This window comes from Bradyrhizobium sp. (genome assembly GCF_049586575.1).
Taxonomy (GTDB): domain Bacteria; phylum Pseudomonadota; class Alphaproteobacteria; order Rhizobiales; family Xanthobacteraceae; genus Bradyrhizobium.
Genome location: NZ_JBAVCF010000273.1, coordinates 1 through 14,901 on the forward strand (window position 1 = coordinate 1; position 14,901 = coordinate 14,901).

Annotated in this window: 13 protein-coding genes and 1 pseudogene; 7 read left to right on the top strand and 7 right to left on the bottom strand. The window is 61.4% G+C overall.

The genetic code is table 11. The annotated features are described in order from the left end of the window. The 4 genes from WB528_RS10425 to WB528_RS10440 form a co-directional block, all read right to left on the bottom strand. Positions 1–618, bottom strand: a 618-nt coding sequence (locus tag WB528_RS10425; protein WP_423888338.1) for a malate dehydrogenase, incomplete at its 3' end; no start/stop codon positions are given. 145 nt (positions 619–763) lie between these two features. Then, positions 764–1,951: a cell division protein ZapE gene (gene zapE / locus WB528_RS10430; RefSeq protein ID WP_423888339.1), complete on the bottom strand. Its 1,188-nt coding sequence runs from the start codon at positions 1,949–1,951 to the stop codon at positions 764–766. A gap of 105 nt (positions 1,952–2,056) precedes the next feature. Next, positions 2,057–2,593 (bottom strand): RNA 2',3'-cyclic phosphodiesterase, encoded by a 537-nt coding sequence (gene thpR, locus WB528_RS10435; protein WP_423888340.1) that lies wholly within the window; start codon positions 2,591–2,593, stop codon positions 2,057–2,059. A gap of 200 nt (positions 2,594–2,793) precedes the next feature. Then, on the bottom strand, positions 2,794–3,498 hold the full coding sequence (locus WB528_RS10440; RefSeq protein ID WP_423888350.1) for an arylesterase: 705 nt from the start codon (positions 3,496–3,498) through the stop codon (positions 2,794–2,796). Here WB528_RS10440 and WB528_RS10445 point away from each other — a divergent pair. From WB528_RS10445 to WB528_RS10460, 4 genes are all read left to right on the top strand, one after another. Further along, entirely contained in the window at positions 3,497–4,231 is a 735-nt protein-coding gene (locus WB528_RS10445; protein ID WP_423888341.1) for an ABC transporter ATP-binding protein, read from the top strand. The genes WB528_RS10440 and WB528_RS10445 overlap by 2 nt on opposite strands. Next, complete coding sequence (locus WB528_RS10450; protein ID WP_423888342.1) at positions 4,228–6,798, top strand: ABC transporter permease; 2,571 nt, start codon at positions 4,228–4,230, stop codon at positions 6,796–6,798. Before WB528_RS10445 ends, WB528_RS10450 begins: the two co-directional genes overlap by 4 nt. Before the next feature lie 224 nt (positions 6,799–7,022). Continuing rightward, positions 7,023–7,814 carry a Bax inhibitor-1/YccA family protein gene (locus WB528_RS10455; RefSeq protein WP_423888343.1) on the top strand — a complete coding sequence of 264 codons (792 nt, stop codon included), beginning with the start codon at positions 7,023–7,025 and terminating at the stop codon, positions 7,812–7,814. 87 nt (positions 7,815–7,901) lie between these two features. Beyond that, on the top strand, positions 7,902–8,438 hold the full coding sequence (locus WB528_RS10460; protein WP_423888344.1) for an N-acetyltransferase family protein: 537 nt from the start codon (positions 7,902–7,904) through the stop codon (positions 8,436–8,438). Here WB528_RS10460 and WB528_RS10465 read toward each other — a convergent pair. The 3 genes from WB528_RS10465 to acnA form a co-directional block, all read right to left on the bottom strand. Continuing rightward, on the bottom strand, positions 8,435–8,806 hold the full coding sequence (locus tag WB528_RS10465) for a DUF2794 domain-containing protein (RefSeq protein WP_423888345.1): 372 nt from the start codon (positions 8,804–8,806) through the stop codon (positions 8,435–8,437). The two genes, WB528_RS10460 and WB528_RS10465, sit on opposite strands and share 4 nt — an antisense overlap. A 609-nt stretch (positions 8,807–9,415) precedes the next feature. Continuing rightward, positions 9,416–10,177, bottom strand: coding sequence for a DUF1223 domain-containing protein (locus WB528_RS10470; RefSeq protein WP_423888346.1), 762 nt, complete (start codon positions 10,175–10,177; stop codon positions 9,416–9,418). A gap of 153 nt (positions 10,178–10,330) precedes the next feature. After that, complete coding sequence (gene acnA, locus WB528_RS10475) at positions 10,331–13,051, bottom strand: aconitate hydratase AcnA (RefSeq protein WP_423888347.1); 2,721 nt, start codon at positions 13,049–13,051, stop codon at positions 10,331–10,333. A 389-nt stretch (positions 13,052–13,440) separates the two neighbouring features. On the opposite strand from acnA, the gene ccmA reads away from it, so the two are divergent. The 3 genes and pseudogenes from ccmA to WB528_RS10490 all read left to right on the top strand — a co-directional run. Beyond that, a complete protein-coding gene (gene ccmA / locus WB528_RS10480; protein WP_423888348.1) occupies positions 13,441–14,043 on the top strand; it encodes a heme ABC exporter ATP-binding protein CcmA in 603 nt (200 codons plus the stop codon). Then, a complete protein-coding gene (gene ccmB / locus WB528_RS10485) occupies positions 14,040–14,708 on the top strand; it encodes a heme exporter protein CcmB (protein ID WP_423888349.1) in 669 nt (222 codons plus the stop codon). The genes ccmA and ccmB overlap by 4 nt, the downstream gene beginning before the upstream one ends. Positions 14,709–14,788: 80 nt before the next feature. Beyond that, positions 14,789–14,901, top strand: a pseudogene (locus WB528_RS10490) (heme transporter HemC); the annotation flags it as partial.

Consider the following 14,901-nt stretch of genomic DNA (forward strand, 5'->3'; position numbering starts at 1 on the left):
CGCCTGCGAGGTCCAGCCCATCTTGACGAGATCCGGCAGCGGAATGCCGGCCACCGTCGAATAGCGCACCAGCGGCACCATGGTGTCGCCATGGCCGCCCAGAACGAACGCGGTGACATCCTCAACCGAGACGTTGAATTCATCGGCGAGGAAATAGCGGAAGCGCGATGAATCCAGCACGCCGGCCATGCCAACCACCTTCTTGTGCGGCATGCCGGAAGCCTTCTGCAACGCCCAGACCATCGCGTCGAGAGGATTGGTAATGCAGATGACGAAGGCGTCAGGCGCGTACTTCTTGATGCCGGCGCCGACCTGCTCCATCACCTTGAGATTGATGGAGAGGAGATCGTCCCGGCTCATGCCGGGCTTGCGCGGCACGCCGGCGGTAACGATGCAGACCTTGGCATTGTCGAGCGCTTCATAGGAATTGGCGCCGGTGAAATTGGCATCGAAGCCGTCAACCGGCGAGGACTGCGCAATGTCGAGCGACTTGCCCTGCGGCACGCCCTCGGCAATGTCGAACATGACGACGTCGCCGAGTTCCTTCAGACCGATCAGATGGGCCAGCGTTCCGCCGATCTGGCCGGAGCCAATCAAAGCAATCTTGTCGCGCGCCATGGGAATTGTCCTTTGAACCGATGGAGGTGGAGGAAAGCTGTTTGAGGCTGGTTATCCCTTTCGACCGGCCCGTTCAAGCCGGAGCCCGCTCAATTGTCGGCCCCGCGGCACAAACAATGCGGACTTCTGAACCGCTACACTAGCGTCACGTTTCGACCAGCCCCGTGGTTGCGCCGCTGGCCGCCGAATCCTTGTGGCCGTGCGGCAGGCCTAAGTAGGATTCCGAACCCATCTCGATCAACCGCGACGACGTCCGCTTGAACTCGTTGGCCTCGTTGCCTTCCGCTGCCAGATAAATCGACACAGGATCGGCCTCAGCCGATGCCATCAGTTTCACGCCGTTGTCGTACAGCGTATCGATCAAAGTGATGAACCGCTTGGCGGCGTTGCGCTCGGCATAATCCATGACCGGAATGCGGTCGATCATGAGGGTGTGATAGTCGCGGGCAAGCCGAAGGTAGTCCGATGCGGCGAGCGGCCGTTCGCAGATGTCGGCGAAGGCAAACCGCGCCACACCATTCGCCGAGCACGGCACATGGAGAGTGTGGCCCTTGATCGAGATATCGCGCGCCTTGCACGGTGCATTGCCGGTCATGCTGGCCCAGGCGTTGTCGAGCGCCGTTGCTGCGGCAGCATCGGCAGGCACCAGCCACATTTTTACGCCGGCGAGTTTTTCCAGGCGGAAATCGGTGCGGGCGTCGAGCCGCAGCACCGTCATATGCTCCGCGATCTGTGCGATGAACGGCAGAAAGAGCGACCGGTTCAACCCGCCTTTGTAGAGGTCGTCCGGCGCCACGTTGGACGTCGCAACCACCACGGTGCCGAGTTCAAACAGACGGGCAAACAGCCGCCCCAGAATCATGGCATCCGCAATATCGGTGACGTGGAATTCGTCGAAGCACAACAGCCACGCCTGCTCGAAGATCGCGCTTGCCGTGAGGCCAATCACGTCTTCGTCGGGAATCTTGCCCCGCGCGATGTCCTGTCGAAAGCCGTAAATCCGCTCATGCACCTCGGCCATGAATTCGTGAAAGTGAGCGCGGCGCTTGTACCGGACCGGGCTCGTCTGGAAAAACAGGTCCATCAGCATGGTCTTGCCGCGGCCGACATCGCCGTGAACGTAGAGACCGCGCGGCGGGCCCTCGTTCTTGTCGGCAAACAACCGACCGAGCAGACGTTGCCTGCGCAAGGGCCTGTAGCGCTCTACCCGCTGCTCGAGATCGTCAATGGCCTCCGCGACCTCACGCTGCGCGGCGTCCGGCTCGATAGCGCCTGAAGAGACGAGCGCCTCGTAATGGGGGAGGAAGGAGGAGGCGGGCGGAGGAGACAACATGGCCCTGTTACGGCTCAGGCGTGCAAAAATTGCAAGTCGGGAATTGAAGCAACAGGCATGCCCTTTTCGTCTCCCTCTCCCCGCAAGCGGGAGAGGTCACGGATGTTACGCGCTCAGCGCGTAGGAATCCTCGACCACATAGGGTCCGCCGCCGGTCGAGGCGCGGGAGGAAAACAGTACAAAGCGGGAGGCGGTGAACACCCTGGTGGGGAAATAGCCCCGCACCGAAAGATAGTCCGCGACGTCCTGGGTGGATGCATCGCGCAAGCGAGCCAGCGTGACATGGGGGGTGAATTTTCGTCCCTCCGGATCGAGCCCGATTCGCTGCATCAACCGCTCGAGTTCGGCCTGCAATTCGATCAAGGGCCGGCTTGGGGCGATATTGGCGACAACGGCACGCGGTTTTTTGCTGCCGAAGCTCGAGAGGCCCTGGACTGCGACCTCGAACGGCTTGCGGTTGACCCGAAACAGCATGGAGGCGATCTCATTGGCGGAGACGCCGTCGATGTCGCCGATGAAGCGCAAGGTGACGTGATAATTTTCGGGATCGATCCAGCGCGCGCCTGGCAGTCCGCCACGCAAAGAGGAGAGGGTCTGGCCGATCTCGGCCGGAATTTCCAGTCCCGTGAACAAACGCGGCATCGCTAGACTCCCGATGCTGGAACATGATTCGGGAAAGAGGATAACAGCTTTCCTAAAAGATCATGTTCGCCGACAGGCTCCGGTGACGAATCACCGGCAATTATTTTTTAGCGTAGTTATGTAACTCTGCGAAGCATCTCGCATTAACCGGCCAGAAAGGTTCGCTGGCCCCGACGCACAACGGCCTTGCTGTCCGGCGTTCAGCTCGCGCGCTTCGATATCGAGCCGAGAAACGTCTCAACGGCAGGCAAGATGTTCTTGACGATGATGTCCACTCCCTCCGCGGTTGGATGCATGCCGTCAGCTTGGTTCAGTTTGGGATTGGCCGCTACCCCCTCAAGAAAAAAAGGGTACAACGGCACACCATACGTTTGGGCGATATCTGGATAGATCGAATTGAAGCGGGCAGCGAAATCGGCGCCGTAGTTGGGCGGTGCGACCATGCCGCACAACATCACCGCGACGCCGCGCCCCTTCAATTGCTTGACGATGTCGATCAACGCGGCGCGGGTGACAGCAGGATCGATTCCGCGCAAGGCGTCATTGGCCCCGAGTTCGACGATGACGGCCTGCGTCCCGTCCGGCACCGACCAGTCGAGTCGGTCACGGCCGCCGGACGAGGTATCGCCGGAAACCCCGGCGTTGGTCATATCAACCGCTATGCCTTTGGCTTTCAATGCCTTTTGTAACTTGGCGGGGAACGCGTCCGGCTCTGACAACCCGAACCCCGCGCTCAGGGAATCGCCCAGCACCACCATTTTGATCGGTACGCTGCCAGAGGCAACCGACGACTGGGCAAAGGCTGTGTCCGAAGCGATCAGCAACAGACTCCACACGAGCATGTGCTTGAAGAGGGCATACAGCCTCTCGACCGCGCTGCTGGAAGTACCATATGACCAAACCATGGACAGTCTCATCGAACCCTCATCCTTGTCCGGCCTTGCACCGGACAGCATTTCCATCTCCAACATCAACCTCTCGCTCGGATCGGGCGCGGCACGCGTTCATATTCTCAAGGACATCAGCCTGCGTGTCGCATCTGGCGAAGCGCTTGGCCTGATCGGCCCCTCGGGTTCGGGAAAGTCCACTCTCCTCATGGTGATGGCGGGGCTGGAGCGTCCCGACAGTGGGGAGGTGGTAGTAAACGGCACCCCTTTCAATGCCCTCGATGAGGATGCGCTGGCGCGCTTTCGCGGCCGCCAGGTCGGCATCGTCTTCCAGTCGTTTCATCTGATCCCGACCATGACAGCGCTGGAGAATGTCGCGGTCCCCCTGGAGCTCGCCGGAAATCCTGACGCCGCGCAGCGCGCCGCGCAAGAACTTGCTTCGGTCGGGTTAGGCGACCGGTTGCATCACTATCCCACACAGCTGTCGGGCGGCGAACAGCAGCGTGTCGCACTCGCCCGCGCGCTCGCGCCCGATCCGGCCATTCTGGTGGCGGACGAGCCCACCGGCAACCTCGATGAAGCCACCGGCAAACAAATCGTCGATTTGCTGTTCACCAAACATGCCGAGCGCGGCATGACGCTGTTACTCGTGACTCATGATACCGCGCTGGCGCAACGCTGCGACCGCGTGGTGCGGCTGCGCTCGGGCCGCATCGATGTGCAGATGGCGGAGCGCGACACGGCCTCATGACGATCGCCGCTGAATCCAGGGCCCGCAGCCGGCCGGCTTCCATCCCCTTGCGCTATGCCTTGCGCGAGCTGCGCGGCGGCCTTCGCGGATTCTATGTCTTCATCGCCTGCATCGCGCTTGGCGTCATGACGATCTCCGGCGTTGGTTCGGTGGCCGCAAGCCTCGGCGACGGATTGGCGAGCCAAGGCCGCACACTGCTCGGCGGCGATGTCGCTTTCTCGCTATTCCAGCGTGAGGCGAAGCCGGAGGAAATCGATTTCCTTCGTTCGCGGGGCACGATCTCGTCGATCGCCTCCTTGCGCGGCATGGCGCGCACGGCCGATGGCCGTCTGGCGCTGGTCGAAATCAAGGCGGTCGATAGCGCCTACCCGATGCTTGGCCAGCTCTCGCTCGAACCGGACATGCCGATCGCCGACCTCTTGACCGAGCGCGACGGCGCATTTGGCGCCGCGGCCGATCAAACGCTGTTGACCCGGCTCGACCTGAAGCTCGGTGACCGTATCAACGTCGGTAGCGCGACCTTTGAGATCCGCAGCATCGACAATGGCGAGCCCGACAAGCTTTCCGGCGGCCTCGGATTCGCGCCGCGATTCCTGATCAGCGAGGCCGCCCTTCGCGCCACGCAACTGCTCCAGCCCGGCAGCCTGGTGCGCTGGACCTATCGGGTCAAACTGCCGGACGACGCCAGCAACGGCGGCAACACCACGCGGCTTGTCGATGAAACGCGGCAGGCGCTCCCTCACGCCGGCTGGGAGATCCGTTCCCGCGACAATGCTTCGCCGCAGCTCGAACGCACGATCAGCCGTTTCACCCAATTTTTGACGCTCGTGGGACTTGCGGCGCTTCTGGTTGGCGGCGTCGGTGTCGCCAACGCTGTCAAGAGCCATATCGATCGGCGCCGCGACGTGATTGCAACCTTCAAGGCCGTCGGCGCTACCGGCCGCGACGTGTTTTCGATTTACCTGACGCAAGTGATCGTGCTGGCCGTGATCGGCTCGATCATTGGCCTTGTGGCCGGCGCCGCGCTGCCATTTGTTATCGTCGACGTGTTCGGCAAAGTATTGCCGCTCCCGGTCGAGCCTGCGCTCCATCCCGACGAACTCGCGCTATCGCTGGTCTATGGCTTGTTGACCGCGCTCGCCTTCGGCCTCTGGCCGCTCGGCCGCGTCCATGACGTGCCGGTCGCGGCGCTGTTCCGGGAAACCGTCTCCAGCGTTTGGCATCGTCCGCGCTGGCGCTATCTGCTCTCGATAGCGGGCGTGGTTGCACTTCTGATCGCCGTGATCGTCGGCCTCGCCTACGACAAGCGCGTCGCCGCGGTATTCGTCGTGTCGGCGATCGTCGTCTTCATCCTGTTGCGCGGGATTGCCGCCGCCCTGATGGCGCTGGCGCGCCGCGTGCCGCGATCACGGATCACCATGCTGCGGCTCGCGGTCACCAACATCTACCGGCCCGGCGCGCTGACGCCATCGGTCGTGATGTCACTGGGCCTTGGTCTCGCCGTGCTGGTCACGATCACGCAGATCGACGGCAACCTGCGGCGGCAATTCATGGCAGCATTGCCGGAACATGCGCCGTCGTTTTACTTCATCGACATTCCCTCGACCGAAGCCGATCGATTCACCGCATTTCTGAAACAGACCTCGCCGGGTTCGACGGTGGAAGAAGTGCCCATGTTGCGAGGGCGCATCGTCGCGGCGCGTGGCGTGAGGGCCGAGGATCTCAACCCCACGACCGACAGCGAATGGGTGCTGCAGAGCGACCGCGGCCTGAGCTCGACCGGCGAAATTCCCAAAGGTTCCAAGATCGTCGAAGGTAAGTGGTGGGGCGCCGACTATAACGGGCCGCCGCTGGTTTCGATCGAGAAGAAGATCGGCGACGGGCTCAAGCTCAAGCTCGGAGACGAGATCGTCGTCAACGTGCTTGGCCGCGACATTTCGGCCAAAATCGGCAACATGCGCACGATCGACTGGCAGGGTCTCGGCATTAATTTCGTGCTGGTGTTTTCGCCCAATGCCTTCAGGGGCGCCCCTCATACACATATAGCAACATTGACCGAGGCCCATCCGGATCCCGCCGGCGATGCCGGGATCGTCAAATCGGTTGCGACGGCGTTTCCGATGATTACCAGCGTGCGGGTTCGCGAAGCCCTGGAGACCATCGGCACGGTCGTTACCAACCTTGTGCTGGCCATCCGCGGCGCGAGTGCGGTCACCCTGGTTTCGGCGGTGCTGGTGCTTGGCGGAGCGCTCGCCGCCGGTCATCGCCACCGGGTCTACGATGCGGTCATTCTCAAGACGTTAGGGGCCACCAGGGGGCGCTTGCTCGGCGCCTACGCCCTCGAATATCTATTGATCGGCTTGGCCACCGCCATCTTCGGCGTGGTTGCCGGTTCGATTGCCGCCTGGCTGATCGTGACGCGGCTAATGACCTTGAGCTTCGTCTGGCAGGCGGGTAGCGCAGCCGGCGTGGTGGCATCCGCACTCATCGTCACGGTGGGATTGGGACTGGCCGGAACACTGCTGGCTCTTAATCAAAAGCCGGCTGCGGTGCTGAGAAACCTCTAATATATGAATTATATATAAATTCGAGCGTCTGCCGGCGCGGCCCTCGCGACATTCAGCCGCGCATGAACGCTTGCGGCGGATGTGCTAGTTTCCCAAATATCAGATCAAAGGCCAGATACTGTTCATGACGCAAAATTAATGTCGGTGAACGGCGATATCTGGGTTAATTCTGGCAGGCGAGACGAGACCTTATTGTCTGCCAGACAACCAATGGGAATTCGACCATGTCGGACCTAGACCGCAACTATACTTCTCCTTTCGGCCGGGCCGCCGGGCGCGTTGACGCCGCGACCGTCGACGCCGGTCTGCGCGCCTACATGCTGCGCATCTACAACTATATGAGCATCGGCCTCGCCATCACTGGCCTGGCCGCGCTTGGCGTGTATATGGCGGCCGTGACCACGGATCCGTCGGCGACGGCATATCACTTCCGCGACCTTTCGCTGACGTCGTTCGGCTACGCGATGTATTTTAGTCCGCTGAAGTGGCTGTTCGTGCTGGCGCCGCTGGCCATGGTGTTTGCGCTTTCCGCTGGCATCACCCGGCTGCGCCCGGCGACCGCCCAGATGTTGTTCTGGGTGTTCTCCGCGCTGATGGGCGTTTCTCTGTCCTCGATCTTCCTGGTGTATACGCACACCTCGATCGTGCGGGTGTTCTTCATCACCGCAGCTACCTTTGGCGCACTCAGCCTCTACGGCTATACCACCAAGCGTGACATGAGCGGCATCGGATCGTTCCTGTTCATGGGCCTGATCGGCGTCGTCATCGCGACTGTGGTCAATGCTTTCCTCGTCAGCTCGATGCTGCAGTTCCTGGTGTCGGTGGTCGGTGTGCTGGTGTTTGCCGGCCTTACTGCCTACGATACCCAACGGCTGAAGAACGACTACATTTACGGCTACGCCAGTGCAGGCGGCGATGTGGCGGAACGCGCGGCGATTACCGGCGCCCTGTCGCTCTACCTGAACTTCATCAACCTGTTCACCCTGCTGTTGCAGCTGCTCGGTCAGCGAGACTGACGCCAAAGAGCAGAGCTATCCATCCGAGAAGCCCCGGCCGCAACGCCGGGGCTTTTCTTTTGAGCGGAGCGAAAATAATCTTCGCCAATGTCCTCGCTTCAAATCAGGCCGGCTGACGCCGCCGATCTCCCCTTCGTCACCGATATCTATGCGGATGCGGTTCGCTTCGGGACCGCAACCTTCGAGCTCGTCCCACCCGACCTTGCGGAAATGACCCGCCGCTTTCAGGTGCTGAGGGACGGCGGCTTTCCGTATTTCGTCGCCGTGCTGGACGGAAGTGTGATCGGATACGCCTATGCGGGCGCCTACCGGCCGCGGCCGGCCTATCGCTTCACGGTGGAGAATTCGGTCTATCTGCAGCCCACCATCCACCGCCGCGGGATTGGCCAGCAGTTGCTGCGACGGTTGATCGCCGAGTGCGAGGCCCACGGCTTTCGCCAGATGATCGCGGTGATCGGGGATTCCGCCAATGCCGGCTCAATCGGCGTGCATACAAAATGCGGATTTCAGATGATCGGAACCCATCCCAACGTCGGGCTCAAGTTCGGCCGCTGGCTCGACACGGTGATGATGCAGCGTGCCCTTGGCGAAGGGGCCTCTACGGTGCCCGCGACGGACCGCTAGACCACCGCCAGCTTGCGGTCGATCACCAGCAACACGCGATCCAGTTCGTGGCCGCGGCGCAGGATCAGGCCGCTTGCGGAGATTACGCTGTACATGCCCTGCTTTCGGGCCAGTCGCGGGTCTTTCTCGATCCGGTAAATTGGAACTTCCGACGCGCGGCGGAATATCGAGAAAACGGCGCGGTCGCGCAGAAAATCGATGGCGTAGTCGCGCCATTCGCCGTCGGCGACCATGCGTCCGTATAAATTCAAAATGCGATTGAGTTCGAGACGATTGAACGTCACCCGGTTCGGCAAGGCGCTCGCAGCGGCCTGGCGCGCCGCAGCGCGGGCCTCGCTTGGATCGGCATCCTCCGAGATCAAACTCATGGAACCATCTCCTGTCCTGTCACCTAGCGTGGTGGATTTGACATTCGCTTCAGTATTGCCGCGAATCCTCCGAGAGCGGATGTCAAATCCGAGACCACACTAGAAACCTTGTATCTGCTGGTGTCCCTTTGGTTCTGACATTCGTAAACGAACCCGCTCGCGATGGGGTACGAACGTCAGAACCAAAGGGACACCAGTCCGACATGATCGCGCCGACTGGACCGCTCTGCAAGAGGCGGAGTTCCCGACCCCTGCCTCCCCTCGGCAGCCGGGGTTGCGATTTTGGCGGAATCCGACCGTCGAATGGCGTCACGGGATCGTTAGTTGAATCATAATACCGCCCCACTTCCGCCAAGCGGGTGCCCTGCTAGATTGCGAAAAGAATCACCTACGTTGGCCCGGTCCTTTCGATACCGGATTCCTCAGCCCCCAGCCCCCCGGGGTCGTCGGGACCGGGTCTATCGTAGAACAATTGATCCGAGACTGGACCAACGTGAGTTGGTCCTTTTTCTTTTTCGGCTCTCTTCATTCAGCCAAGAAGCAGAATGAAATGGTCGCGCGCCGGTTCGCGGCGATTGACTCGACACAGATGAAATTTTTGAAAATCTTTTAGTGCAGCGACGTATACGCTGCGCCCAGCATCGGGCCCGGCCGATCGCGGCTTCCGTCCTGGACGAACACAGCCGCAGCATCGATGCCGTCACGGGAAATATTTTCCAGCGGCACCGTCCAGCTCCCGGCTGTACCGTTCCAATCGCCAACCTTCAACACGTCGCGAACGACGTTGTAGTAGGTCAATTCGCGTCCGCTATTCTCCCCGCGTCCGATGGCGATTGGTACCGCCTTGGAGATCGAGTAAATCCAGACTTCGCCGTGCATGGCCGCCGGCGGCTTGCTGGCGTCGGCGACCGACACCGTGATGTGCCCGCCCGAGAGCTTCATCGAAACCGGCACCGACATGACGCCGTCACTCTTTCGGGTGGCGCCGATCGCCCGCTCGATGCCGGCGCGATCGCTGCCGATCACATGGGCCTCGCCGTTGACGATTGCTTGCGGCGTGTAGACATCGCGATCGCCGCGCATCAGCGAATAAGCCTTTTGGCGAGCCGAGAAGCGCGCATCCGCCAGCGTATCCTTCCAACCGAGATAGTCCCAGTAATCGATCGGCATGCTCAGCGCGATGACCGAGGGATCCTTGGCCAGTTCGCCGATGATCTTGTCGGCCGGTGGACAGGACGAGCAGCCTTGCGACGTGAAGAGTTCGACGACCCCGCGCGGCTCGGCCACAGCGGGCCGCACGATGGCAACGATGGCAACGACGCTCAACGCGCCGGACCATCGTGAAATAGAACCATAAGCCATCATCGTCATACTGAGACCGGGGAAGTTGTGGTTGCCGATTCTCGCCGCTAGCACCTAAGGGAGCATCAAGCCATATGGCTTTCGGACAGGGCAAAAGCGGCCCTTTCTTAGGCTGCCTTCTCCATAGCCGCTACTCACTTCGCGGTGAGCCACCGATCACAATCACGCGGCCAGCTTCCGCAACACGTACTGCAGAATGCCGCCGTTTCGGTAGTAATCCAGCTCATCGAGCGTATCGATCCTGCACAGCAGGGAAATACGCTGCAATGCACCGTCACTCGATACGATTTCGGCCGTCAGCTTTTGGCGCGGCTTCAGGTCGCCCTGCAACCCGCGTATGGTTACTTTCTCGTCGCCCTTCATTCCGATCGACTGCCACGACGCTCCGTCCTCAAAGGTCAACGGCAAAACGCCCATGCCCACGAGGTTGGAGCGATGGATGCGTTCGAAGCTCTGGCAAATCACGGCGCGCACGCCGAGCAGACGGGTTCCCTTTGCAGCCCAGTCACGCGATGAGCCGTTGCCATACTCGGCGCCGGCAAACACCACCAGCGGCACGTTCTCGGCCTGATACTTCATCGCAGCGTCGTAGATCGACATCTGCTCGCCGTCGGGCCAGTGCTTGGTCATGCCGCCTTCGGGGATATTGCCGTCGGCGCCCTTCAGCATGAAGTTCTTGATGCGGATATTGGCGAAGGTGCCGCGCATCATGATTTCATGGTTACCGCGCCGTGTGCCGTATTGGTTAAAGTCGGCCGGGCGCACCTGATGCTCCGACAGATATTTTCCCGCAGGCGATGTCAATTTGATCGCACCGGCCGGCGAGATGTGATCGGTCGTGATCTTGTCGCCGAACATCGCCAGTATCCGTGCGTCAACCACATCAACGATCGGCTCGGGCTCTTTCTTCATGCCTTCGAAATAGGGCGGGTTCTGCACGTAGGTCGAACTCATATTCCAGCGGTAGGTCTCGCTCTCGACCGTCTTGATCTTGCGCCAGTTGGTGTCGCCCTTGAAGACGTCGGCATATTTCTTCTTGAAGATCGCCGCGGTCACGAACTTCTTCATGAGCGCGTTGATCTCCTTGGCGCTCGGCCAGATGTCTTTCAGATAGACCGGCGTGCCGTCCTTGCCGGTAGCGATCGGCTCGACCGCGAGGTCCTTCTTGACCGTGCCGGCGAGTGCGTAAGCGACGACCAAAGGCGGCGAGGCAAGATAGTTGGCCTGCACGTCCGGAGAGACGCGCCCTTCGAAATTGCGATTGCCCGACAACACCGCCGCAGCGACGATGCCGTTGTCGTTGACCGATTTCGAAATCTCTTCCGGCAGCGGGCCGGAATTGCCGATGCAGGTGGTGCAGCCAAAGCCGACCAGGTTGAACCCGACCTTGTCGAGGTCGGCCTGCAATCCGGAATTGGAGAGATATTCGGCAACCACCTGGCTGCCCGGAGCCAGCGAGGTCTTCACCCAGGGCTTGGCTTTCAATCCCCTGGCGGCCGCGTTGCGCGCGAGGAGGCCGGCGCCGATCAAAACGCTCGGGTTGGAGGTGTTGGTGCAGGAGGTGATCGCGGCGATCACGACGTCGCCATGACCAAGATCGAAGTCGCGGTTGTCGACCGGATAGCGCGTCGCAGCATCGGCGGTCTTCTTGTACTCACTGGCGAGCGCGCCCGCAAAACCTTCCGCAACCGCCGGCAACGCGACGCGACCCTCGGGGCGCTTCGGTCCGGCCATCGAGGGCACCACGTCCTTGAGATCGAGCGTCAGCGTCGCCGTGAAAACCGGATCGGTGGACTTCGCGGTGCGGAACAAGCCTTGCGCTTTCGCATAGGCTGCCACCAACGCGACCCGATCGGCCTTGCGGCCGGAGGTCTTGAGGTAATCGATGGTCGCGGCATCGACCGGGAAGAAGCCGCAGGTCGCACCATATTCCGGCGCCATGTTGCCGATGGTTGCCTTGTCCGCGACCGAGAGATGGTCGAGACCGGGGCCGAAGAACTCGACGAATTTTCCAACCACGCCCTGCTTGCGCAGCATCTGCGTGACGGTAAGCACGAGGTCGGTGGCGGTGACGCCTTCCTTGAGTTGTCCCTTGAGCTTGAAGCCGACCACTTCCGGCAACAGCATCGACAGCGGTTGGCCGAGCATGCAGGCTTCCGCCTCGATGCCGCCGACGCCCCAGCCGAGCACGGCCAGGCCGTTCACCATGGTCGTGTGCGAGTCAGTGCCGACCAGCGAGTCCGGATAGGCGACCTCGAAAGTGCCGGTCTTCTTGCCGATCTTCATCTTCTCCTTCTTGGTCCACACCGTCTGCGCGAGATATTCGAGATTGACCTGGTGGCAGATGCCGGTGCCGGGCGGCACCACGGAGAAATTCGAAAACGCCTTCTGGCCCCACTTCAGGAATTCGTAGCGCTCCTGATTCTGCTTGTATTCCTCGACCACGTTCTTGCCGAACGCCTTGTTGTCGCCGAAGAAGTTCACGATCACCGAGTGGTCGATCACGAGATCGACTGGCACCAGCGGATTGATCTTCTCGGCGTCGCCGCCGAGTGATTGCATCGCGTTGCGCATCGCGGCGAGATCGACCACGGCAGGGACGCCGGTGAAGTCCTGCATCAAGACGCGCGCCGGGCGGAAGGCGATCTCATGTTCGAGCGCGCGCTTCTTCAGCCATTTTGAGACCGCGACGATGTCTTCCTTCTTGACGGTGCGGCCGTCCTCGTTGCGCAGGAGATTCTCCAGCAGCACCTTCATGGAATAGGGAAGCTTGGCGATCCCCTTCAGACCGTTCTTCTCGGCAGTGGCCAGGCTGTAATAGACGTAGGTCTTGCCACCAACTTTGAGGGTCTTCTGGCATTTGAAGCTGTCGAGAGAGGTCATGTGAGGCAATCCTACATTGTCGGTTTGCACCCGGCAGAGGTATTATAGAACCATTAAACGCCGTGACCGGGCGGCTCGCCGCTCGTGGATTGTGCGGCGAGTCAAGTTCAGGCTTATAGAATCTTTCAACAATCGCCGCCACACCAGTGATCGGTTCGCAGCAATGCGGCACCCATAAATTCCAGTGCGCTACCCTCCAAATTCCTGGCGCCGCCTATTTTGAAGTCCCTGCGTCACAAGCGGCGAGTCGGTTCAGGAACTTCAGATAGAAACGGCACTATAATTATCAGTCTGCCGTGCCCTTGGCTTTTCGAAGTTCGTATAGGAGGGCGCTGAGATGGAGTACGAACTTCGAAAAGTGGGCACTCGTGGGCTCTCAAAGGGGCAAGATGCGGCTCTCAGGACGGGAAGTCAGGTGTGTGCGGGGCGGTCGCGAGGTCTTTTCCGGGCTCGGTTTTGACGCCGCCTCCGGCGAGGCGCTCGCGGTGGTCGGCCCGAATGGATCGGGCAAGACCTCGTTGTTGCGCCTGATTGCGGGCGTGCTCGCGCCTGCCGGCGGCTCCATCGTGCTGGAAGGCGGCGAGAGCGAGCTGACGTTATCAGAGCAATCGCATTATCTCGGCCACCGCGACGCTCTCAAGCCGGCGCTGAGCGTGCTGGAAAATCTCACCTTCTGGCGCGATTTTCTGGGCGGGACGAGGTCGAAGCTAGCCGAGAGTCTTGCCGTCGTGGAGCTCGATCACGCAGCCCGGTTGCCGGCCGCTTATTTGTCGGCCGGACAGCGGCGAAGGCTTTCGATCGCGCGTTTGCTAACGGTGCAGCGGGCGGTCTGGCTGCTCGATGAGCCCACCAACGCGCTGGACACCGCCGGGCAAAAACTGTTCGCGACCCTGATGGGGGATCATCTGGCGCGCGGCGGCCTGATCATCGCGGCTACGCACGCGCCGCTGGGGGTTCCCACCCGAACGTTGCGCGTAGGAGAGGCCGCGTGACCGCGCTTGGCGCCCTGGTCCGCCGCGACATCCGGATCGCACTTCGCGTCGGCGGAGGCGCGTTGATCGGCGTGCTGTTCTTTCTCACGGTCGTGGTGCTGATGCCGTTCGCGATCGGTCCCGACCTCGCGTTGCTGAAGCAGCTTGGGCCTGCCATCCTCTGGCTCGGCGCGCTGCTCGCAAGCCTCTTGACCCTCGATCGCCTGTTCACAGCCGATCACGACGACGGATCGCTCGATTTGATCGCAATGAGCCGGACACCGCTGGAATTGTCCTGCGCGGCCAAGGCGCTGGCCCACTGGATCGCCGCTGGACTGCCGCTCGTGATCGCGACGCCGGTCCTGGGGCTGCTGCTCAATCTCGACGGCAACGCAACCGCGGCCGTGGCGCTGACGCTGCTTGCCGGGACGCCGGCGCTGACCTTTACCGGCATGATTGGCGCTGCCCTTGCAGTGACGTTGCATCGCGGCGGCTTGCTGCTTGCCGTGTTGGTGCTGCCGCTCTCGATTCCCGTGCTGATCTTCGGCGTAGCGGCGTCGGAAGCTGCCGTTACCGAGCCCTCGTCGTTCGGTGCGCCATTTTCTATCCTGTGCGCGCTGTCGCTGCTTGGTCTCGTTATTGGGCCCTATGCGGCGGCCGCGAGCCTCCGGCACGGACTGGACTGATGTCGCCTCATGCCAATCAACTCTCGCTGAACGAATTCATGCTGATTGCCTGTAACGACTTCGACCATTAACAGGGTGCCATGACGCTGATCGATCTCGCCAATCCCACCCGGTTCCTCACTTTCACAGCCCGCCTGTTGCCCTGGCTGGTGGCGGCGACCACGATCCTGCTCGCGGTCGGCCTGTACCAGTC

Coding starts and splice junctions, on each gene's coding strand:
- zapE (WP_423888339.1), bottom strand. CDS start 1,951: ATGTTGTCTCCTCCGCCCGCCTCCTCCTTCCTCCCCCATTACGAGGCG.
- thpR (WP_423888340.1), bottom strand. CDS start 2,593: ATGCCGCGTTTGTTCACGGGACTGGAAATTCCGGCCGAGATCGGCCAG.
- WB528_RS10445 (WP_423888341.1), top strand. CDS start 3,497: ATGGACAGTCTCATCGAACCCTCATCCTTGTCCGGCCTTGCACCGGAC.
- WB528_RS10440 (WP_423888350.1), bottom strand. CDS start 3,498: ATGGTTTGGTCATATGGTACTTCCAGCAGCGCGGTCGAGAGGCTGTAT.
- WB528_RS10450 (WP_423888342.1), top strand. CDS start 4,228: ATGACGATCGCCGCTGAATCCAGGGCCCGCAGCCGGCCGGCTTCCATC.
- WB528_RS10455 (WP_423888343.1), top strand. CDS start 7,023: ATGTCGGACCTAGACCGCAACTATACTTCTCCTTTCGGCCGGGCCGCC.
- WB528_RS10460 (WP_423888344.1), top strand. CDS start 7,902: ATGTCCTCGCTTCAAATCAGGCCGGCTGACGCCGCCGATCTCCCCTTC.
- WB528_RS10465 (WP_423888345.1), bottom strand. CDS start 8,806: ATGAGTTTGATCTCGGAGGATGCCGATCCAAGCGAGGCCCGCGCTGCG.
- WB528_RS10470 (WP_423888346.1), bottom strand. CDS start 10,177: ATGACGATGATGGCTTATGGTTCTATTTCACGATGGTCCGGCGCGTTG.
- acnA (WP_423888347.1), bottom strand. CDS start 13,051: ATGACCTCTCTCGACAGCTTCAAATGCCAGAAGACCCTCAAAGTTGGT.
- ccmA (WP_423888348.1), top strand. CDS start 13,441: ATGCGGCTCTCAGGACGGGAAGTCAGGTGTGTGCGGGGCGGTCGCGAG.